Raw genomic sequence first — 21,977 nt, forward strand, 5'->3', positions numbered from 1 at the left:
AATGAACAGATTAGAACGTGTTTCATCTTGGCTGAAAAAAGAAGGACATGATGCGGCGTTTATACATACAAAGGAAAACGTATTTTATTTAACTGATTTTTACACGGATCCGCATGAGCGGTTAATGGGATTGTTCCTGTTTCAGGAACAGGAGCCGTTTTTCGTTTGTCCGGGAATGGAAGCCGGACAAGCCCGCAACGCCGGGTGGGAGCATGATATTATCGGCTACGGCGATCACGAAGATCCGTGGGAGCTGATCAAAGCCGAGCTCAAAAAACGAAATGTGCGGCTTGATTCCATCGCGGTTGAAAAGGATTCGATCTCTCTTTCCCGCTCAGAACAGCTCAAACAAGCTTCAGGGGGCGCGGCATTTGTTTCGGCAGAAGAAACGCTCAACCAATTTCGTCTCGTGAAAGATGAGAAGGAAATCAGCATTCTCAGGGAAGCGGCAAAGCTCGCGGATTACGGAGTTGAAGTCGGTGTTGCGGCGCTCAAAGAGGGTGTGAGTGAAACCGAAGTACTCGCGCAGATTGAGTTTGAGCTGAAGAAAAAAGGCGTGCAGGGCATGTCATTTTCAACGATGGTGCTGTTCGGGGAAAAATCAGGCCAGCCCCATGGGAATCCGGGTGCAGACCGGTTGAAAAAAGGCGATTTTGTTCTGTTTGATCTGGGCGTTATTCTTGACGGCTACTGTTCAGACATTACGAGAACATTCGCATACCAATCAATCAGCCCGAAACAGGAAGAGATTTACGAAACGGTGCTTAAAGCTGAACAGGCGGCGCTTCAATTAAGCAAACCAGGCGTCAGAATCGGCGATCTCGATTTAAAAGCCCGCGGCATTATTGAAAAAGCCGGATACGGAGACTATTTCCCGCACCGCCTCGGCCACGGACTCGGGATTTCGGTTCACGAATATCCATCAATGAGCAGCTCGAACGACACACTCCTCAAAGAAGGCATGGTGTACACGATAGAACCGGGGATTTACGTGCCGGATGTCGGCGGCGTGCGCATTGAAGACGATGTGTTCGTCACAAAAGACGGCGCCGAAGCATTAACGCAGTATCCGAAAGAATTAACGATTCTGAAATAAAAAGCTTTGTGATAAAAAAGGACGGTTCTGGAACGCAGCGTCCTTTTTTATCACCTTTTAAATGAAAAAATCATCAAAATGCTGAAATGGTTTGATGTCATGCTTTTCATTCAGGGGCCGCATGGCAAGATAACTGCCGCCGACTATGGCGAGACACAAACCGATTAAGCAAAGAATCCCCATCGCTGTTCTTCTCCTTTCAAACGAATAGGATGTATCTGTTTCTAGCTTACTGTATGAAACGCATTCCAGATCAAGGGAAAAAAAGAAAGGGGGGACGCCATGGCTACGATCAGAGACATTGCCGGCGCTGCTGGGGTTTCCGTTACAACGGTATCAAGAGTATTAAATGATCATCCTTATGTAAGTAAGGACAAAAGAGAAAGAGTGAAAAAAGCGATGCAATCGCTCGGATATACGCGCAACATTCATGCTGTGCATTTATCCAAAGGTTTTTCCGATATGATCGGCGTTGTGCTTCCGTCGGTGAATCTTCCGTATTTTGCGGACCTTGTTGCAGGTATTGCCGAGGCTGCCGAAGCGTCAGGCGTGCATCTTTCTTTATACCAGACAGATTATCAGCAGCAAAAAGAACGTTTTGCCTTATCACAGTTACAGGAGCGCCAAGTGGACGGCCTGATTATCTGCTCCAAAGCAATTCCTGATGAACATCTGCTTACCGTGAAAGAACCGCTCATCCTCTGCCAGTACACTGATGCGGCAGGGCTTTCCTCCATCAGTAATCCGCATCGGGAAGCATTTCGGCACGGTCTGGATTATCTGATAGAAAAGGGACACCGGAAAATAGCGATAAGCCTGGCCAGAAAAAAGGGAAAAAACAGTCAAGTACGCATTGCCGCATACAAAGAGGCGCTCAAGAAGATCGGGCAGCCTTACAGGGAAGAGCTGGTTGTGGAAAAGGCGCTGACGCTGCTTGACGGGAAAGCCCTTTTTCATAGATGGAAGAGCTGGGATGACAAACCGACTGCGCTGTTTGCGGCGAATGATCAAGTATCCGCAGGTCTTTACCTTGAAGCCAAGACAAACGGGACGCGCATCCCGGAAGAGCTTGCGATTTTGAGCATCGACAATCATGATATCAGCAAGATGTTAGGTATTTCCACAATAGATATACAAACAAAAGAAATGGGAAAGCAGGCTTTTCACATGCTTGAGAACCGGATCAGCGGCGGGCCTCCGGCAAGGAAAGTTCTTGATTACCGCCTTATTGAACGATCAACCGTCTAAAAAAAGAATTGACGCGCTTTCCGTTCGTTTTGTACGATATGAGGTATTGAATGACAAAGGAGCTGAGGATCATGAAGGGGTCCTTTACAGTTGAAAAGGTATTAAATAACAATGTGCTCATCGCAACACATGATAGATACAGTGAGGTCGTCTTAATCGGAAAAGGGATCGGCTTTGGAAAAAAACAAGCGGATGTCATTGAAGATAAAGGGTATGACAAGATGTTCATCTTAAAGGATGAAAAAGAACAAAAACAATTTAAAAAGCTCCTCGGTTATGTGGACGAGACACTTGTCGACATCTCCAATGACGTCATTTATCATATCAAGAAGCGGACAAGCCAACCGTTAAATGAGCATATCCATATTGCGCTGACTGACCATATCGCCTTTGCGGTAAAGCGGCTGCAGCAGGGTTTTGACATTAAAAACCCGTTTCTCATGGAAACCGAAACGCTTTATCCGGAAGAATTCCAAATTGCCCGTGAAGTCGTCGGCATGATTAATGAAAAGACGGGAATCTGCCTTCCGGAAGGGGAGATCGGCTTTATCGCTCTGCATATCCACTCCGCCCTGACGAATCGGCCCCTTTCAGAGGTCAATCAGCATTCACAGCTGATGTCCCGGCTCGTTCAGGTGATTGAGGAATCTTTCCAGATGAAAGTGAATAAAGAAAGCGTCCACTATTTGCGGCTGATCCGGCATATCAGATTTACCATAGACAGGATTAATCGGGAAGAGCAGACAAAAGAACCAGAAAAGTTAATGTTATTATTGAAAAATGAATACCCGCTATGCTACAATACTGCTTGGAAACTGATAAAAATCTTGCAGCAAATACTGAAAAAACCAGTTCATGAGGCGGAAGCGGTTTATCTCACGCTTCATTTGTACCGATTAACCAATAAAATTTCATAATTTCAGTTGAAACCTTAAAAACGTGTCACTGATTCGATCAGGCATGAGTGATTGAGGGTAAAAAACGGGAAGAACGGTCCCGTTATTTTGCACACCCTTTTTACTCATGCCTTTTTTGTTGTGTAAAAGGGCAAATGTAAACGGTTAAACTGAAGACTTGCGCCAGTGAATTCGTTGTCATGAATTTTCGCTGTAAGGTCACACTAGCTAACAGAGGAGGTACATCTTTTATGTTTAAAGCATTATTCGGCGTTCTCCAGAAAATCGGCCGTGCTCTTATGCTTCCGGTTGCGATTTTACCGGCTGCAGGGATCTTGCTTGCGTTAGGGAATGCCATGCAGAACAAAGATATGATTCAAGTCATGCACTTCTTAAGCAATGATAACGTTCAGCTTGTGGCGAATGTCATGGAAAGCGCCGGCCAAATCGTATTTGACAACCTGCCGCTTCTTTTTGCAGTAGGGGTTGCGATCGGTCTTGCCAACGGAGACGGTGTTGCCGGAATCGCGGCTATTATCGGATACTTGGTCATGAACGTATCCATGAGCGCCGTGCTTATGGCAAACGGCAGTATTCCGTCTGACAAAATTGAACGGGCAAAGTTTTTTGCGGAAAACCATCCGGCCTATATTAACATGCTGGGGATACCCACTTTGGCGACGGGCGTGTTCGGCGGTATTATCGTCGGGGTTCTGGCCGCGTTATTGTTTAACAAGTTTTATAAAATTGAACTTCCGCAGTACCTCGGATTCTTTGCGGGTAAGCGGTTCGTCCCGATTATCACATCAATTTCCGCATTAATTCTCGGTCTTATTATGTTAGTGATCTGGCCTCCGATCCAGCACGGTCTGAATTCCTTCTCCACGGGTCTTGTGGAAGCGAATCCAACCTTGGCGGCCTTTATTTTCGGGATGATTGAGCGGTCATTGATTCCGTTCGGTCTTCATCACATTTTCTACTCGCCGTTCTGGTATGAATTTTTCAGCTATAAAGATGCGGCTGGAGACATCATCCGCGGAGATCAGCGGATTTTCATGGCTCAGATCAAAGACGGCGTACAGCTGACGGCGGGAACATTTATGACGGGGAAATATCCGTTTATGATGTTCGGTCTTCCGGCGGCAGCGCTTGCAATCTATCATGAAGCGAAGCCTGAAAAGAAAAAACTTGTAGCCGGAATCATGGGTTCTGCCGCTCTGACAAGTTTCTTAACGGGAATTACCGAGCCGCTTGAATTCTCATTCTTGTTTGTGGCTCCAATCCTGTTTGCGATTCACTGCGTATTCGCGGGGCTTTCCTTTATGGTTATGCAGCTGCTGCATGTAAAAATCGGTATGACCTTCTCAGGCGGTCTGATTGACTACTTCCTGTTCGGAATTCTGCCTAACCGGACGGCTTGGTGGCTTGTCATTCCGGTCGGCTTAGGATTAGCCGTCATTTACTACTTCGGTTTCCGGTTTGCGATCAGAAAGTTCAATCTGAAAACGCCGGGCCGTGAAGAAGAGGCTGCGGATGAAGGTGCGGGCGCCTCAGGCGAAGCCGGCGACCTTCCTTATGAAATCCTGCAGGCAATGGGTGATCAGGAAAACATTAAGCACCTTGACGCTTGTATCACGAGACTTCGCGTTACGGTCAACGACCAGAAGAAAGTGGATAAGGCCCGTCTGAAACAGCTTGGCGCCTCAGGCGTTCTTGAAGTCGGAAACAACATTCAGGCCATTTTCGGCCCGCGTTCTGACGGTTTAAAAACACAGATGCAGGATATTATCGCCGGACGCACGCCGCGCCCTGAACCGAAAGTATCCGCGCAAGAAGAAGTCAGCCAGCAGGTTGAAGAGGTTATCGCAGATCCGCTCCGAAACGAGCAGGGTGAAGAAGTGTTCGCTTCTCCGATCACCGGCGAAATCCATCCGATTACCGATGTGCCTGACCAGGTGTTCTCAGGAAAAATGATGGGTGACGGTTTTGCGATTCTTCCTGAAGAAGGAATCGTCGTATCGCCTGTCCGCGGAAAAGTGCTGAATGTTTTCCCGACAAAACATGCGATCGGCCTTCAGTCTGACGGCGGAAGAGAGATCCTGATTCATTTCGGAATCGACACAGTCAGTCTGAAAGGCGAAGGATTCACTTCTTTTGTTTCTGAGGGTGACCGGGTTGAACCGGGGCAAAAGCTGCTTGAAGTTGATCTTGAAGCGGTTAAACCTCATGTTCCTTCATTAATGACACCGATTGTCTTTACAAATCTTGCCGAGGGTGAAGCGATTTCCCTTTCGGCCGAAGGTACCGTAAAACGGGAACAAAAAGATATTGTGAAAATCGGAAAATAAGCATATAAATACGCCGTGCTTGTCAGATGACAAGTACGGCTGTATGATATAATATTGTGTAGTAAAATAGCTTTAATTTAAAGGAGAATGATAATCATGGCACAAAAAACATTTAAAGTAACAGCAGATTCCGGAATCCACGCTCGTCCTGCGACAGTTCTTGTACAGACTGCAAGCAAATACGATGCTGACGTAAACTTAGAATATAACGGCAAAACAGTAAACCTTAAGTCAATCATGGGCGTTATGTCTCTAGGTATCGCTAAAGGCGCTGAAATCACAATTTCCGCTTCAGGCGCTGACGAAAACGATGCTCTTAACGCTTTAGAAGAAACAATGAAAAGCGAAGGACTCGGCGAGTAATGCAAGAATTAAAAGGAATAGGCGCTTCAGCCGGAATTGCGATTGCGAAAGCATACCGGCTTGAAGAGCCGGACTTAACGGTTGAAAAGAAAAACATTGCTGATGCTGCGGCTGAAGTAAGCCGTTTTGATGAAGCGATTGTACGTTCTAAAGAAGAGCTTGAAAAAATTAAAGAGCATGCTTTAAAAGAACTGGGACAAGACAAAGCTGACATTTTCTCCGCGCACCTTTTAGTTCTGAGTGATCCTGAGCTGTTGAACCCGGTAAAGGAGAAAATCAGCATAGATTCAGTCAATGCTGAATTCGCTTTGAAAGAAACAGCTTCCATGTTCGTTACTATGTTTGAATCAATGGATAACGAATACATGAAAGAGCGTGCGGCGGATATCCGTGACGTAACAAAACGTGTGACGGGGCACCTGCTGGGCGTGGAAATTCCGAACCCGAGCATGATCTCAGAAGAGGTTGTTATCGTGGCTGAAGATTTGACACCGTCTGATACGGCGCAATTAAACCGCCAGTTTGTAAAAGGTTTTACAACTGATATCGGCGGACGCACTTCACACTCCGCGATCATGGCCCGTTCGCTTGAAATTCCGGCTGTTGTCGGCACAAAAGCGGCTACAGGGACAATTGAAAACGGTGTTACGGTAATCGTAGACGGCATCGATGGTGATGTGATCATCGATCCTTCCAGTGAAACGTTAAAGAAATATGAAGAAAAGCACAGTGCTTACCTGGCGCAAAAAGCTGAGTGGGCGAAGCTCGTCAATGAACCGACTGTTTCTAAAGACGGCCATCATGTAGAGCTTGCCGCAAATATCGGCACACCTGACGATGTAAAAGGCGTTCTTGAAAACGGAGGAGAAGCTGTAGGGCTTTACCGTACGGAATTCCTTTACATGGGACGCGACCAGCTTCCGACGGAAGACGAGCAGTTTGACGCTTATAAAACGGTTCTTGAGCGTATGGAAGGAAAATCAGTTGTCGTGCGGACATTGGATATCGGCGGCGACAAAGAGCTTCCTTACCTGCAGCTACCTAAAGAAATGAACCCGTTCTTAGGCTACAGAGCCATCCGCCTTTGCCTTGAAGAGCAAGAAATCTTCAGAACTCAGCTTCGTGCGCTGCTTCGTGCAAGTACATACGGAAACTTAAAAATCATGTTCCCGATGATTGCGACAGTAAACGAGTTTAAACAGGCGAAAGCGATTCTTCTCGAAGAAAAAGAAAAACTCGTCGAAGCCGGCGTAGCGGTTTCTGACGATATTGAAGTCGGTATGATGGTAGAGATTCCGTCTACAGCCGTGATCGCAGATCAGTTTGCCGCAGAAGTTGACTTCTTCAGTATCGGAACAAATGACTTGATCCAATACACGATGGCTGCTGACCGCATGAACGAGCGCGTAGCTTATCTGTATCAGCCATACAATCCGGCGATTCTCCGTCTGATCACCCTTGTTATTGAAGCCGCTCACAAAGAGGGCAAATGGGTCGGCATGTGCGGAGAAATGGCGGGAGACGAAATTGCGATTCCGATTCTTCTCGGCTTAGGCTTAGATGAGTTCTCGATGAGCGCTACATCCATCCTTCCGGCAAGAACGCAGATCAGCAAGCTTTCTAAAAAAGAAGCTGAATCATTCAAAGAAACAATCTTGTCTATGAGCACGACAGAAGAGGTTGTCGCATTCGTTAAAGAAACATTCAATAAGTAATACAAAAGCCAGACGGTGTAAGCCGTCTGGTTTTTTTCATATTCGGAAAAAAGGGGGGAACAATAACTTTCAACAGGAGGGATTATTATGACAAAATCATTTGCAGCGGGGGATACGGTCTATGTGATTTACCGCAATCCGCATGCGGCCAATGTTGCCCATATTAAAGAGGCGGAGATCGTCCATCATCCGTATCATGAGGGAGAACTGTCTCTGTTTTTATACGAAACCTATCATCCGCTGGCCGAAGATGACGCGGTCTTTTCGACATATGAGGAAGCGGAAGCGCTTTACAGCGAGCTTTTTGAAGAAGACCGGTATCATTGATCAAAGGAAATGTTTACAACGCATATTCACTCTCTTTTAAACGGAAAGTAACAACATGAGGATATGTAAAGGGAGTGTCTGTCTATGTTGAAGCCGTTTGTGCCCCAGCTTGTTTATATTGAACCGAGAGCGCTCGAATACCCGTTAGGACAAGAGCTGAAGAATAAGTTTGAAAACATGGGGCTTGAGATCAGAGAAACGACATCGCATAATCAAGTCCGGAATATTCCGGGAAAAAATCACTTGCAGCAATACCGGAACGCGAAATCAACATTGGTAATCGGCGTCCGGAAAACACTGAAATTCGATTCTTCAAAGCCGTCCGCCGAATATGCCATTCCATTTGCGACGGGCTGTATGGGGCATTGCCACTATTGCTACCTGCAGACGACGATGGGGTCAAAGCCCTACATTCGGACATATGTCAATGTGGAAGAGATTCTGGATCAGGCTGATGAGTATATGAAAGAACGGGCGCCGGAATTTACAAGATTTGAAGCCTCTTGTACGTCTGATATCGTAGGAATCGATCATCTGACACATACATTAAAAAGAGCCATTGAACATTTCGGACAAAGCGAATTGGGACAGCTCAGATTCGTGACTAAATTTCACCACGTCGATCATTTGCTTGATGCAAAACATAACGGAAAGACTAGGTTCAGATTCAGCATCAATGCGGATTATGTCATTAAAAACTTTGAACCGGGAACTTCTCCGCTCGACAAACGGATAGAAGCCGCCGTCAAAGTCGCTAAAGCGGGCTATCCGCTCGGTTTCATCGTGGCGCCGATTTATATTCACGATGGCTGGGAGGAAGGCTATAAGGAACTGTTTGAGAAACTTGATGCGGCGCTTGATGAAGACGTTCGGCATGACATCACATTTGAACTGATCCAGCACCGTTTTACAAAACCGGCCAAACGGGTGATTGAGAAGAACTATCCGAAAACAAAGCTTGAGCTTGATGAAGAAAAGCGCAGATACAAATGGGGACGCTACGGAATCGGCAAGTATATATACCAAAAAGACGAAGAGCATGCTTTAAGGGAAACACTGGAATCTTATATCGAAACCTATTTCCCGAAAGCGAAAATCGAATATTTTACGTAAGGCGGAGCTGTCGGTACGACAGCTCTTTTTTTGCAGCGCCAAATGGCGGAAATTTTTGATATTTATTTCAAGGTTTATTCATTTTCTTGGCCGAAAGACCGATATAACTCTCAGGAGGGGATGGTTATGTTTAAAAAAATGCACATCAAAATTGCTGTGTTTGTATCGGCAATGCTTATCGTAACGGTTGTTTTTTTAACGGTTTCTTCATATTTGACATTAAAGCCGATGATGACGGAGGAAGCAAAACGTACGACAGAGAATGTCACCAATTCACTCGGTCAGAACATTGAGCTTCAGCTGAAAAATGATGAGACCGTATTATTGAGATTGGCAGGCGGTGAATTGTCCCGGTCTTTTCTATCAGATGGGAAGAAAGAAACCGCGCGGCTTTTTAATGATGAGTTAAAACAGATCGGACAGAATGACAAATATGTCGCGCTTGCGTATGTCGGAACCGCAAACAAACAAATGTTTACATATCCAAAGGCCGACTTTGCCAAAGACTATGATCCGACAAATCGAACGTGGTATAAGATGGCGGCCGAAAAACCCGATAAGGTTGTCTGGACTGACCCTTACAAAGATGCAGTGACGGGAGACATGATCGTGACGGCGTCAAAAGCCATTCAAAACAGCGGAACCGTCGTCGGAGTGGCGAGCTTAGATCTGAAGCTGTCCTCCATTCAGAGCATGGTCAACGAGCAAAAGGTACCGTATAAAGGATTTGCGTTTTTGGCGGATGAAAACGGCTCTCTTCTGGCGCATCCGGAAAAACAGGGAAAAAATATTTCGGAAGATCAGACGTTAAAAGACCTCACTGCGGATAAAGAAGGCATCAAAGAGCTGCAGGGGAACATGGTCGTCTACCAAACGGTAAAAGAAACAGGGTGGAAAGTCGGAACGCAGTTTGAAAAAGATCAGCTGATGGGAGTAGCCGATAAAATGAACACGGTGAGCATTTTTATGTCACTGATTGCTCTTGTGATTACGATCGGCCTCAGTTATTTCCTCGCAAAAACGATAACCGGGCCGATTCAGCAGCTGATTGCCAAAACAAATTCAGTCTCAGCGGGAGATTTAACCGTCCGCGCTCAGACGAAATCAAAAGATGAAGTAGGCGAGTTAACAAAAGACTTTAACCAAATGGTTGAAAATATGAAAGAGATGGTCGAACAGGTCAAGGCCTCCTCAGAAAATGTGTCTGATACATCTGAGCAGCTAACCGTCATTTCACAAGAAACAAATGAAACGAGCGGACAAATCGCAAAAGCGATAGAGGAAGTCGCCGCCGGAGCGACAGAGCAAGCGTCAGAGGTTGAGACGATCAATGAAAAATCAGAAAATCTCTCGGTCAAAATAAAAGGAATCGCAGATCGCGCAGGCAGCATAAAACAACTCTCAAAATCTTCAGAGGATGCCAGCTACAAAGGATTGGACGCGCTCGGGCAGCTGCTGATGAAGTCAAACGAAGCCAATTCAGAAACGAAAAAAGTAGAGGCAATGCTGACTGACCTGGAAGAACAAACGAAAAACATAGAAGAAGTCGTGACGGCAATATCCGCTATTTCAGACCAGACGAATCTCTTGGCGCTGAATGCGAGCATAGAAGCCGCAAGAGCGGGAGAAAGCGGACGGGGCTTTGCCGTCGTCGCGGAAGAAGTCCGCAAGCTTGCTGAACAATCAGCTCTTTCTTCCGGCCATATCAGTGAGACGGTCCGTCTGATTCAATCAGAGACAAAAGAAGCGTCACACGCGATGATTGAGGCAAGCAGAATGAATGATGAACAAAACAGCGCCATTCATGAAACGGGTGAGGTCCTCAATCTGATTACGACGGAAATGCAGTCTCTCGTTCAAGGTATAGATCATATTTACAATGACATTCAAAAAATGAGTGAAGAACAAGCCGCGATTCAAGAAGCGATTCAAAGCATCTCTGCCATTTCTCAGGAATCTGCGGCAGCGGCGGAAGAAGTGAATGCTTCTACTGATGAACAGCTCGTTACGCTTGAAAAAGTAAAGCAATCGACTGATATGTTAAAGAGCGCGAGCGAAGATCTGATCAGCGCCATTTCTAAATTCACCTTGTAACGCGGACTCTATCAGCCTATTATATGGTAATATAGACATGAAAGAGTGATATATGAATCGCATCAGGGGAGGAAAGCGCAGTGAACAAAACGGTCGGATTTATCGGTTTGGGCGTCATGGGAAACAGTATGGCATCGCACATTTTAGAAGCGGGCTATCCTGTTTTAGTCTACACGCGTACGAAACAAAAAGCTGAAGAAATTCTGAATAAGGGAGCGGTCTGGCAGGAGACGGTCAAAGACCTTTCAGAGAAAGCTGACATTATTATTACTATGGTCGGCTATCCGAGTGATGTCGAGGACATCTATCTCGGCGAAAACGGCATTCTCCGGCACGCAAAAGAAGGGGCGTTTGTCATTGATATGACGACATCAAAACCGTCTCTGGCGAAAAAGATTGCGGAGCAGGCCAAAGAAAAATCCATTCACGCTCTGGATGCACCCGTTTCCGGCGGAGACATCGGCGCGCGGAACGGAACGCTTGCCATTATGGCCGGAGGAGAAAAAGAAGCGTTTGAAGCATGCCTGCCGCTTTTCTCCGTTATGGGGGAAAACATTCAGTATCAAGGTCCGGCCGGCAGCGGCCAGCATACGAAAATGTGCAATCAGATCGCGATTGCAGCGGGAATGGTCGGAGTGGCTGAAGCGATGGCTTACGCTGAAAAATCCGGTCTGAACCCGGAACAAGTGCTGAAAAGCATTACAACCGGAGCGGCTGGCAGCTGGTCATTGTCAAATCTTGCTCCCCGTATGCTGAAAGGCGATTTTGCGCCCGGATTCTACGTGAAACACTTTATTAAAGACATGGGAATCGCCCTTGAAGAAGCGGAGCTGATGGGAGAAGAGATGCCCGGATTGGCGCTCGCCAAATCATTATACGACAAGCTTTCCGCGCAAGGTGAAGAAAACAGCGGAACTCAAAGCATTTATAAGCTTTGGGTGAAATAAAAAAGATTGCCCGAACGCGACTATTTTATGGATGCTGAGGATGATGGTGTTTTGTAAACAATGATCTGCAAACCTTGTATTCTTAGAGCCTTTAATGAAGACAGGAACTTGGCAGGATAATGTATTAACGTGCATCCATTTATAATGCTCTACTGTGAATAATTTGGAAAATCCCCCTCGTTTGTTTGATGCAGACTGTCTATTATAAATCTAAAGGGGGATTTCCGAATAATGATTAGGATTAATACAACTTTCCAAAAGTAGGATGTATCATGACTGATTCAACTATGAATTCGAGTAACCCAAATGTACATAGCAATAAATCGAGTTGATTCCCGCAATTAAAACCTAATAATTGGGCATCCGAAATTGAAATTCTATAGATTAGACTTCTAGCAAAACTGAAAAATAAAAGAGGATGTATCGTAAAAAATCCAAGAGATTTACGAAAACATCCTCGATTCAGAGATTTCATCATTACATGTTGTTTTTTGAGAATTCCAGATGAAATCAACGTTAAACCCATTTGTTAATAATATGAATTTTAATGTTGTACAGTAATATAGTGTTTCAGTACTCCTCTATGGGTTTGGTTTCCCCAAGTCGTTGCTACCATTACATCATACTTGCCTGCTGGAATATTTTTTGTTGAAAAGCTTACTCTAAAACTGCGAATATTACGGCCATTAACAATTGTATATTTGACTGAATCTCCTTTTTTATTTAAAAGATCAACTACAACACCCTCGTTTAGTTCATGATTAGACATAGTACCTGTTACGACAATAGAAGTAGCGTGTTTTGAGTAAGTATTAGCATCTGTTTGGAATTTAATTGCTCCTTTTGAAGTCATGGCTAACGCTTCTGAACTGTTTGAGAAAATCCCGAATGTCAATAGAGCAACTGTGAATAGAGTCATTACAATTTTTTTCAATTTAAACTTCCTCTCTCCATTTATTTAGAAACCCATTCAATATATTACTAAATTTTGAAAAAATATTCAACAGAAAATAGGTAAATTCTACTTTTTATTAAATAAAGTATTACTAAAGAAGCAAAGGCTAACAAAACCAATTTAATCATCACGTTTTAAGATTTTACAAAAAAGCTCCCAGCACTTATGTGCCGGGAGCTTCAAAAATTTGTAAATTTATAAAGTGTCAGGCCCTTCTTCGCCCGTACGGATGTTGATTGTGTTGTGAATTTCAAAAATAAAGATTTTGCCGTCTCCGAGATTACGGGGTTTGAGCACTTTTTGCACCGTCTCAGCCACTTTTTCGACAGGCAAAAGATTGCCCCGCCGGGCAATCTTTTTTTATTTATTTTCCGATAAATTGCTGTGTCCAGATGTTTCCTGATTCTACGTAACCGACACCGATTTGAGTGAACTCAGGATTCATGATGTTCTTTCTGTGGCCTTCACTGTTCATCCAAGCTTTGACAACGGCTTCAGGAGTCGGCTGGCCTTTGGCGATATTTTCACCGGCGGTTTTATAAGTGATTCCGAAAGATTTCATCATATCGAAAGGGGAGCCGTAAGTAGGGCTTTGGTGATCGAAATAGTTTTTGTCTTTCATATCTTGTGATTTTGCGTGAGCTGATTTGCTTAGTTTATCATCAATCTGCAGAGGTTTTAAGCCTTGCTTTTGTCTCTCTGCATTTGTCAATTCAACGACTTTCTTTTCGTACGCACTGACAGAAGAAGGAGTTTTCTCGCTGCTGTTGTTTGTGTTATCTGTCTGCTTTGTATTGTCAGCAGCCTGGTTTTGATCGGCTTTCGGTTTTTCAGCAGCTGCCGGAGCCGTTTTTGCCGGTGTTTCTTTTTGTACATCCTTAACTGTCATGTCAGAATGCTTGGCGTGTTTTTGCAGCAGCTGAGTCAGTTCTTTCTCATTTTTAACGTTTAGCTTTTTCACGCTCGTTTTCATATGTAGTTTTTCAACAGCCTCTTGAAGAGTCAGATGCTGTACGGTGTTTCCTTTTTTCACGGTAACGACGTGCTGGCATGACAGCTCTTTGGCAGATGCCTGCTGAATGCCTCCGAATGTAATCAAACTGACTGCCGCGGCGGCAGATAAGAGAAATGCTTTTTTCATAGTTAATAGCCTCCCAGAGAAGTTTTTTTCTACATGAAAAATCTTATCACAGCTTTTTTGTCATAATGCAGGCAGCCATTTCCTTTGACAACAAACGTTTGTCATAATTGTAATTGAGCACAGAAAAATGGCTTTATATCAGGAAAAACGATCTGTATTTATTTTTTAAAATCCGTTACATCTCTTCAAATTATTTGAAGTGTTAGATATATTTTAAGATAATTTGATCTTGACAGTTTTTTTTACCCGTTTTCGCTGTAACAACTTTTACAAAAATGTTACAATTAAAATCTGTTTATGTAAATATATTCAATGATTTGAGAGGTGTAACAGAAAGTGGCTGAAGTCGCGCGCGAACCAAAGAAAAAAACGAAACGTTACAGAGCGCTGAGAATGAATCTCTATTTTTTGATTGTTTTTCTTCTCTTTACGGCACTGATTTTTAAACTCGGCATCGTCCAGATTGTCGAAGGGGATAAACACCGCCAGGATGCGGAGAAGGCAAATGCTAAAACCGCCTATTATCCGACACCGCGGGGAAAGATGTATGACAAGCGGAACAGAGTGGCGGTTGATAACCAGGCTGTGCCTGAAATTGTATATGTTTCTACCTCAAAAACCTCGGCTAAGGACAAATTGAAAACGGCAAAAAATCTCGCCGCACTGATTCATATTGATACTGAATTTATGAAGGATCGAAATATCATTGATTACTGGCTTGCGGCACATCCGAAGAAGGCGGAAAAGCTTATGAAGGATTCAGAAAACAGCCTGAAATCCCAAGAAGTGTACAAACGCCAGATTGAACGCGTCCCGAAGCAGGAGATTGATGCGATCAAACAAAATAAAAAAGAGCTGCAAATCGCGGCGATTTATACGCGTTTTTCAAGCGGCAATGCCTATCAGCCGCAAGTCGTCAAATCAATGGACCCGAATAAGCTGAACGGAAACGGAAACAGCGGTTCACTGCTTGACGAGCATGAAAACAACAAGCAAAAACCAAAAAGCGACCTGACATATGAAGAAGTTTCCGTCGTATCCGAGCACCTGAAAGAGCTCCCCGGCATTGACGTAATCAATGACTGGACGCGGAAATATCCGTACGACAAAACACTGTACTCTCTGTTCGGCGGTGTGACGACACCGGAACAGGGATTGTTGGGCGAACGGAAAGATTACTATGTCACAAGAGGCTATTCACTGAATGACCGAGTGGGAAAAAGCTACATTGAATATCAGTATGAAGACTATTTAAACGCACATAAAGAAAAAGTTGAGTATGTGGAAAACAGCAAAGGTGAAGTCGTCAGCCAAAAGCCCGTCGATGAAGGCAGCAGAGGCTACGATCTGCAGCTCTCGCTCGATATGGAATTACAGTCGAAAGTCGAAAAAGTCATTGAAAAAGAGCTGAGAAGAAGCCGCGCCGCAGGCAACTTTATGGTTGACAGAGGATTTGCCGTCATGATGGATCCGAACAACGGGGATATTCTCTCAATGGCGGGGAAACGCATCGATCTCGAAACAAATAAAACACAGGATTTTGCGATCGGAGCATTTACGACCCAATATGAGATGGGCTCTTCTGTTAAAGGAGCGACTGTTCTCGCGGGTTACCAAAGCGGCCTCCCGCATTATAAAACGTTTGTCGATGCACCGCTTGTATTTAAAGGCAAAACGAGAAAACAATCGTGGACACAAATGGGAGCCATTACTGAGCTGACCGCGCTGCAAAGAAGTTCAAACGTATATATGTTTCATGTGGCCATGCATATCGCCGGCATTACTTACGTCCCGCACGGTACGCTGCCTGCCGGATTAGACGATATTAAGAAAATGCGCAACTACTACGCCCAATTCGGTTTGGGTGTGAAGACAGGGATTGATCTTCCGCAGGAATCAGCGGGCATGCAGTCAAATCCGCAAATGGTCGGGGGATTGCTGCTTGACTTTGCGATCGGACAGTTTGATACGTATACGCCGCTTCAAATGGCTCAATATATTTCAGCCATCGCAAACGGCGGGTATCGCGTCCAGCCGCGGATCGTCACAAGCATTCATGAACCGGACAGCAAAAACAAGATTGGAAAAGCGATTGAACAGCGAGATATTAAAATTTTGAACAAAGTAAATAACAGTCCGAGCGATTTTGATCAGGTTCATAAAGGAATGAAATTGGTCACAAGCTCACCTCAAGGAACGGCTTATTCAACATTCCAAGGTTCCGGCGCTGATGTTTCCGGAAAAACGGGAACCGCGGAGACGCACTATTACGGCACGAACAAAAACTGGTGGGGGAAGTACACGTATAACCTGACCTTTGTCGGCTATTATCCGTCAGAACATCCAAGAGTGGCATTCAGCGTCGTCGTTCCCTCTGTTCGAAATGATAAAGATCATGTAAGCAAAAACATTGCCAAGGGAGCAGTTGACGCTTACAAAGAGCTTGAAAAGAAATACAATAAAAAATAACAAATGAAAGGGCGGCCGAACATCTCGTGCGCCCTTTCTTTCATTCAGGAAAATTGACGTTCACAATAAGAATAGAAGGAGAATGCTCATTTTTTAGCGAATCAATCTAGTGGAATTTCTTTTTATATCAGTCCGTGTCCAGCCTGCAGTGCGAGTATAATGCAAAGGAGGGATTCTGTGGAACAGGATACTCAGCATGTCAAACAGTTTCAATCGAAAACCGATCTTCATGCCGTTTTGACGTCTAACGGGCGTATTATGTATATTTCTGCAAACTGCAAATCGTACTTCAGTTATTCTCAGGAAGAGATGATCGGGTCATTTCTCAAAACGTTCCTGCATGAAGAAGATCAATTTTTGGTTGAAAGTTACTTCTATAATGAGCATCATTTGATGCCTTGCACCTTTCGTCTTATTAAAAAAGATCATACCATCGTATGGCTTGAAGCGGGTGTGGAAATTGTCACACCGCAAATGGAGGGGACGGATCGGGAAATCATCCTCAAAATCAAGGTGCTTGAGGAGAAGACGCCCCGCCGGCCTTATATGTATGAACAAAAGAAGCAAAAGGCAGAACAACAGTCGGAAGATGCGGCTGGAAACGGCGAATTCGAGCGTCTTGTCGAAATGCTGCCGAATCCTTTATATGTCAGCATCAACGGCACAATCGCCTACGCCAACAACGCGATGCTTGCCATGCTGGGAGCCGAAAGCAAAGACGAGGTAATCGGCAGGCGCTCTTATGAGTTTATTGAAGAAGAGTATCACGACATTGTGAAAAACCGAATTGTGCGGATGCAAAAAGGAATGGAAGTCGGAATGATCGAACAGACGTGGAGAAGGCTCGACGGCACGCCCGTTCATTTAGAAGTAAAGGCGGCACCGACGACATATAAAAATCAGCGGGCGGAATTGCTGCTTCTGATTGATATTTCTTCACGGAAAAAATTCCAAACGATTCTGCAAAAAAGCAGAGAGCGTTATCAGCTCCTCATTCAGAATTCAATTGATACGATCGCCGTGATTCACAATGATAAATGGGTATTCATGAATGAGTCGGGCATTTCGCTGTTTGAGGCTGAAACATATGAAGATTTAATTGGGAAAAACGTCTATGATCAGCTTCATCCCTGCGATCATGACGGCGTGAAACAGCGGATCCAAAATATTATCGACCGAAAGACCGAGTCAGAAATCATTAAGCAGTCGTGGTTTACCTTTAAAAACCGGCTGATCTACACGGAAATGGTCTGCATTCCGACGACGTTTTTCGGAGAAACGGCCGTGCAGGTCATTCTGCGTGACATTTCTGAGCGGAAGCAGACGGAGGAATTAATGCTGAAGTCGGAGAAGCTGTCTATCGCAGGACAGCTGGCGGCGGGAATCGCTCACGAAATCCGCAATCCGCTGACGGCGATCAAAGGATTTTTACAGCTCATGAAGCCGACGATGGAGGAAAACGAACATTACTTTGAAATTGTGTTTTCTGAACTGAGCAGAATCGAATTGATTTTAAGTGAGCTTTTAATGCTTGCCAAACCTCAGCAAAACGCCGTGAAAGAGCGTGTAAACTTAAAGAAAATTATAAGTGAAGTGACCGCTCTTTTAGAGACGCAGGCAAATCTTAAAGGGATTTTTATCAAAACGGATTACGAACATGACAGCATGTATATTAACGGTGATCAAAATCAGCTGAAACAGGTGTTTATCAATCTGATTAAAAATGCCGTTGAGTCGATGCCGGATGGGGGAACGGTTCACATCATCATGACAGAAGATGAGTATTCCGTTAATGTGACGGTGAAAGACGAGGGTGACGGGATACCGGAAAACGTGCTGAAACGAATAGGCGAACCGTTTTTGACAACGAAAGAAAAAGGAACCGGCCTGGGGCTGATGGTCACATTCAACCTTATTAAAAACCACCAGGGAGCCATCCAAGTAGACAGCAAACCGGATAGAGGCACGGCCTTTCATATTACATTCCCGAAACAATAAAAAACAACGGCGTTATGCCGTTGTTTAAATAGTCTGCATGGATTCTCTCGTTTTTAAAATAAATGCTTCCAGCCGGTCCAAGCCTTCTCTCAATGTATCCAGTGAATATGCGAATGACAGCCTCACATACCCTTCACCCAACTTTGAAAACGAGCTGCCAGGCACAAGAGCCACACCTGCATCCTCTAAAAGAGCCATACTAAAATCAAACGATGACATTCCGAATGACTTAATGGAAGGGAAGATATAAAATGCGCCTGACGGCTTTACGACGTCAAGCCCCATTGAAACAAGACGGTCATATACATAGTCAAGCCGCTTTTTATACTGTTCTCTCATAATAAGCGCATCATCAACACCGTTTGTTACCGCTTCAAGAGCCGCTTTCTGAGAGATTGAAGACGCGCATGTCACACTGTATTGGTGAACTTTTAAGATGTGCTTGGCAATTTCTTTCGGTGCGAAAATGAAACCGATTCTCCAGCCCGTCATGCTGTGTGATTTTGACAGGCCGTTGATGACGATCGTCTGGTCTCTCAAATAAGACGCGATCGAATAATGCGGTCTGTCATAGGTTAATTCGCTGTAAATCTCATCAGACAGGACAAAAACATTTCTGCCCTTCAGGACGGCTGCGATGTTTTGCAGCTCTTCCTCAGACAATGTCACTCCGGTCGGATTTGACGGATAAGGAAGAATGACGCATTTTGTTTTTGGTGTCAGCGATTCTTCAATGAGCCGCGCCGTCAGCTTAAATCCGTGTGTCGTCGTATCCACATGGACCGGAACGGCGCCCGACATGCGGATGATCGGTTCGTAGCCCGGATATATCGGTCCGGGGAGAATAACTTCATCGCCCGGAGATAAAATCGTCCGCAAAGACGCGTCAATCGCTTGGCTTGCCCCGGTTGTGACGATGATTTCAGTTTCAGCTTCATAATTCAAATCAGCTTTTTTCTTCATATAAAGCTGTACGGCCTGTCTCAGCTCAAGGCCGCCCGCATTCGGAGTATATGCCGTTGCGTTATCGTCGATTGCCTTTTTGGCAGCCGCTTTGACATGGTGCGGCGTGAAGAAATCCGGCTGACCGATCGTAAGCGAAATGACATTGTCGTGCTGAGCTACAAGATTTGAGAATTTGCGAATTCCTGAAATTTCAATTTCTTTTACATTCGGATTAAGCAAATGTTCCATAATTCATCACCTTATACTATATATTGAGTTTCTCCTATTTTACCACTAGCTGAGCATTTGTCATCTTTTTATTGAACTATCCCGAGTATATGTCCGATATGTGAAAACATACCTTCTTTCAGAAAAAAATAAGACAACCAGCTGAAATGATTGTCTTCATTGTATCATGATCTATCTATTGTGATATGTGGCGAATGTCATTAATACCCGTATTCAAAGCTGACGTCTTCCCGCCATAAGATGTATGGAGCGGGCTTGTCGGGACGCTCTTTCGCCTCTTTTTTCATTTGCAGGTAAGCCGTTTTGCTGATATCTTCTAACACCGTCATTTGATCTTGGTCGAATATGACTACTGTACCCATTTATTACACCCTTCTTCCTGAAAAATCCTTGACTATTTTACCACTCGATGTCAAAAAGTCAATGGGATATCAGAAAAAAGCATTTTTTTATAAAGAGTTCATGGCCAGTTGGACCGAATACATTCACTTTTTCCGTTTCCAGCCGATATATACAGTACAATACTGAATGCGGATAGCGAGGGATTGAATTGTCTTTACAACAATACGATATTTTATTGGATTCAGGCACAAACGAATTAGAAATCGTCAAATTTGAAGTAGGCGTCAATACATTTGGCATAAATGTGATGAAAGTCCGGGAAATCATTCAGCCGGTAGATGTCACATCTGTGCCTCAGTCTCATAAAGACGTAGAAGGGATGATTAAGCTGAGAGGCGAAATTCTTCCCGTCATCAGTCTGTATACCTTTTTCGGCGTTGATGCCGAAGGAGCAAAAGACGATAAATATATCGTAACGGAATTCAACAAGCGGAAAATCGTCTTTCACGTCGGTTCCGTTTCACAAATCCACAGGGTGTCCTGGGAGGCGATTGAAAAGCCGACTTCCTTGAACCAGGGGATGGAGCGGCATTTAACGGGAATCATCAAACTGGAAGACACGATGATCTTTCTGCCTGATTATGAAAAGATCATTTACGATATTGAATCGGCATCCGGAGTTGAGACTTATCATGTCCATCAGGAAGGATTTGATGAAAGACGGGCGGGTAAAAAACTGATCATCGTTGAAGATTCGCCGCTTCTGATGCGTCTTTTGACGGATGAGCTGACTGAGGCGGGGTATAGTGAAATCGTTACGTTTGAAAACGGAAAAGAAGCGTATGATTACGTCGTGGAACTGACGGATAACGGAGCAAACCTGTCAGACCATATTGACATGATTATCAGTGACATTGAAATGCCGAAAATGGACGGGCATCGTTTGACGAAGCTCCTTAAGGATAACCCGCAAAGCTCTGATGTGCCGATTATGATTTTCTCGTCCCTGATTACGGACGACCTGCGCCACCGGGGCGAAGTAGTCGGAGCGGATGAACAGATCAGCAAGCCTGAAATCAGCGAGCTCATTAAAAAAGTGGATACGTACGTGATTGAATAGAAAAAAGCCGATGCATGACGCATCGGCTTTTTTTGCGGCGGAATTAAAAATAACTCTCACCAAGTTTTTTAAATACGGGTTTATGATAAGCGGGCTGCTGCCTGTTGGCGGCAAGCGGTTTTTCCTTTAAGCCCACATATTTTTGCAATACGTTTTTCGCTTTTGTCAAAGACATTTGTGCTTTAGGATTGCGGTACGATTGATTTAACGTACCTAAATGCGGAAGATGCTGGAAGTCTTCTTTTGTTGGAGGCATGTGAAAATAGTAGTCTCCGATAGAGATAAGTACGTCTGACTGCTGTTGGCTAAACCTGGGATTATTTGAAAAGTGAAGCCCTATTTTTTTCCCTTTGCCTTCTTTCACAAGCTTTTGTAATGCCCGTTTTTTCAGCAGATAAAGGTATTTAGGGTTGGGGGCGGTTTTTGCATGGCGGTTCACAGTATAAACAGCTTTTGAAAGATTCTCGATGGTTGGCTGCAGCTCTTTCGAATAAGCGTGGTCGTCCATTATTTCTCTCCTTTGCATTGATCAAGTTCATATATAGATTATACTTTTTTAGCGTTGAAATGCAAATATTGATTATAAAAATACGCCTTTTTCTGATGAAAAG

The 21,977-nt window shown here is 44.5% G+C and carries 19 protein-coding genes and 1 pseudogene; 13 read left to right on the forward strand and 7 right to left on the reverse strand.

The genetic code is table 11. The annotated features are described in order from the left end of the window. Position 1: 1 nt before the first annotated feature. Positions 2-1,096 (forward strand): Xaa-Pro peptidase family protein, encoded by a 1,095-nt coding sequence (locus NYE62_RS07025; protein WP_342497320.1) that lies wholly within the window; start codon positions 2-4, stop codon positions 1,094-1,096. A 57-nt stretch (positions 1,097-1,153) separates the two neighbouring features. Here NYE62_RS07025 and NYE62_RS07030 read toward each other — a convergent pair whose 3' ends face one another. Further along, positions 1,154-1,279, reverse strand: coding sequence for a hypothetical protein (locus NYE62_RS07030; RefSeq protein ID WP_014721086.1), 126 nt, complete (start codon positions 1,277-1,279; stop codon positions 1,154-1,156). A gap of 99 nt (positions 1,280-1,378) precedes the next feature. On the opposite strand from NYE62_RS07030, the gene NYE62_RS07035 reads away from it, so the two are divergent. The 9 genes from NYE62_RS07035 to NYE62_RS07075 all read left to right on the forward strand — a co-directional run bounded on the left by NYE62_RS07035 (position 1,379) and on the right by NYE62_RS07075 (position 12,147). Beyond that, positions 1,379-2,344, forward strand: a complete 966-nt coding sequence (locus NYE62_RS07035; RefSeq protein ID WP_342497321.1) for a LacI family DNA-binding transcriptional regulator — start codon at positions 1,379-1,381, stop codon at positions 2,342-2,344. 50 nt (positions 2,345-2,394) lie between these two features. Next, positions 2,395-3,261 (forward strand): ptsGHI operon transcription antiterminator GlcT, encoded by an 867-nt coding sequence (gene glcT / locus NYE62_RS07040; protein ID WP_012117426.1) that lies wholly within the window; start codon positions 2,395-2,397, stop codon positions 3,259-3,261. Between the two features lie 230 nt (positions 3,262-3,491). After that, complete coding sequence (gene ptsG, locus NYE62_RS07045; protein ID WP_007409599.1) at positions 3,492-5,588, forward strand: glucose-specific PTS transporter subunit IIBC; 2,097 nt, start codon at positions 3,492-3,494, stop codon at positions 5,586-5,588. Positions 5,589-5,684: 96 nt separating this feature from the next. Next, positions 5,685-5,951 (forward strand): phosphocarrier protein HPr, encoded by a 267-nt coding sequence (locus tag NYE62_RS07050; RefSeq protein WP_003154654.1) that lies wholly within the window; start codon positions 5,685-5,687, stop codon positions 5,949-5,951. Further along, a complete protein-coding gene (gene ptsP, locus NYE62_RS07055; RefSeq protein ID WP_342497322.1) occupies positions 5,951-7,666 on the forward strand; it encodes a phosphoenolpyruvate--protein phosphotransferase in 1,716 nt (571 codons plus the stop codon). Before NYE62_RS07050 ends, ptsP begins: the two co-directional genes overlap by 1 nt. A gap of 87 nt (positions 7,667-7,753) precedes the next feature. Then, positions 7,754-7,993: a transcriptional regulator SplA domain-containing protein gene (locus NYE62_RS07060; protein ID WP_003154646.1), complete on the forward strand. Its 240-nt coding sequence runs from the start codon at positions 7,754-7,756 to the stop codon at positions 7,991-7,993. An 84-nt stretch (positions 7,994-8,077) separates the two neighbouring features. After that, positions 8,078-9,106 carry a spore photoproduct lyase gene (gene splB / locus NYE62_RS07065; RefSeq protein WP_003154644.1) on the forward strand — a complete coding sequence of 343 codons (1,029 nt, stop codon included), beginning with the start codon at positions 8,078-8,080 and terminating at the stop codon, positions 9,104-9,106. A gap of 126 nt (positions 9,107-9,232) precedes the next feature. Continuing rightward, positions 9,233-11,200, forward strand: coding sequence for a methyl-accepting chemotaxis protein (locus tag NYE62_RS07070; protein WP_144664183.1), 1,968 nt, complete (start codon positions 9,233-9,235; stop codon positions 11,198-11,200). An 80-nt stretch (positions 11,201-11,280) separates the two neighbouring features. Further along, the gene (locus NYE62_RS07075; protein ID WP_025284653.1) at positions 11,281-12,147 is read left to right on the forward strand and encodes an NAD(P)-dependent oxidoreductase; all 867 of its coding nucleotides are present in this window, start codon (positions 11,281-11,283) and stop codon (positions 12,145-12,147) included. A 544-nt stretch (positions 12,148-12,691) separates the two neighbouring features. On the opposite strand, the gene NYE62_RS07080 is transcribed toward NYE62_RS07075, so the two are convergent. The 3 genes and pseudogenes from NYE62_RS07080 to NYE62_RS07090 form a co-directional block, all read right to left on the reverse strand. Beyond that, complete coding sequence (locus tag NYE62_RS07080) at positions 12,692-13,081, reverse strand: hypothetical protein (protein ID WP_085341946.1); 390 nt, start codon at positions 13,079-13,081, stop codon at positions 12,692-12,694. Between the two features lie 216 nt (positions 13,082-13,297). Continuing rightward, positions 13,298-13,441: pseudogene (locus NYE62_RS07085) on the reverse strand (P-II family nitrogen regulator); the annotation flags it as partial. Between the two features lie 25 nt (positions 13,442-13,466). After that, a complete protein-coding gene (locus tag NYE62_RS07090) occupies positions 13,467-14,243 on the reverse strand; it encodes a CAP domain-containing protein (RefSeq protein ID WP_342497323.1) in 777 nt (258 codons plus the stop codon). A gap of 336 nt (positions 14,244-14,579) precedes the next feature. Between NYE62_RS07090 and NYE62_RS07095 the strand changes: the two genes are divergently transcribed. Then, positions 14,580-16,712, forward strand: coding sequence for a penicillin-binding protein 2 (locus NYE62_RS07095; protein ID WP_342497324.1), 2,133 nt, complete (start codon positions 14,580-14,582; stop codon positions 16,710-16,712). Between the two features lie 177 nt (positions 16,713-16,889). Continuing rightward, on the forward strand, positions 16,890-18,710 hold the full coding sequence (locus NYE62_RS07100; RefSeq protein WP_015417363.1) for a PAS domain-containing protein: 1,821 nt from the start codon (positions 16,890-16,892) through the stop codon (positions 18,708-18,710). Positions 18,711-18,734: 24 nt separating this feature from the next. Here the strand turns inward: NYE62_RS07100 and NYE62_RS07105 are convergent, their stop codons facing one another. Together NYE62_RS07105 and NYE62_RS07110 are read right to left on the reverse strand one after the other, a co-directional pair. Further along, on the reverse strand, positions 18,735-19,904 hold the full coding sequence (locus NYE62_RS07105; RefSeq protein WP_015417364.1) for an aminotransferase A: 1,170 nt from the start codon (positions 19,902-19,904) through the stop codon (positions 18,735-18,737). Positions 19,905-20,104: 200 nt separating this feature from the next. Beyond that, positions 20,105-20,266, reverse strand: a complete 162-nt coding sequence (locus NYE62_RS07110) for a hypothetical protein (protein ID WP_007409608.1) — start codon at positions 20,264-20,266, stop codon at positions 20,105-20,107. A gap of 188 nt (positions 20,267-20,454) precedes the next feature. Between NYE62_RS07110 and cheV the strand changes: the two genes are divergently transcribed. Continuing rightward, positions 20,455-21,366, forward strand: a complete 912-nt coding sequence (gene cheV, locus NYE62_RS07115; RefSeq protein ID WP_007409609.1) for a chemotaxis protein CheV — start codon at positions 20,455-20,457, stop codon at positions 21,364-21,366. A 43-nt stretch (positions 21,367-21,409) separates the two neighbouring features. Here cheV and NYE62_RS07120 read toward each other — a convergent pair whose 3' ends face one another. After that, positions 21,410-21,874: a YkyB family protein gene (locus NYE62_RS07120; protein ID WP_003154622.1), complete on the reverse strand. Its 465-nt coding sequence runs from the start codon at positions 21,872-21,874 to the stop codon at positions 21,410-21,412. Between the last annotated feature and the right edge of the window lie 103 nt (positions 21,875-21,977).

The organism is Bacillus sp. FSL K6-2861 (genome assembly GCF_038630725.1).
Classification (GTDB): domain Bacteria; phylum Bacillota; class Bacilli; order Bacillales; family Bacillaceae; genus Bacillus; species Bacillus velezensis.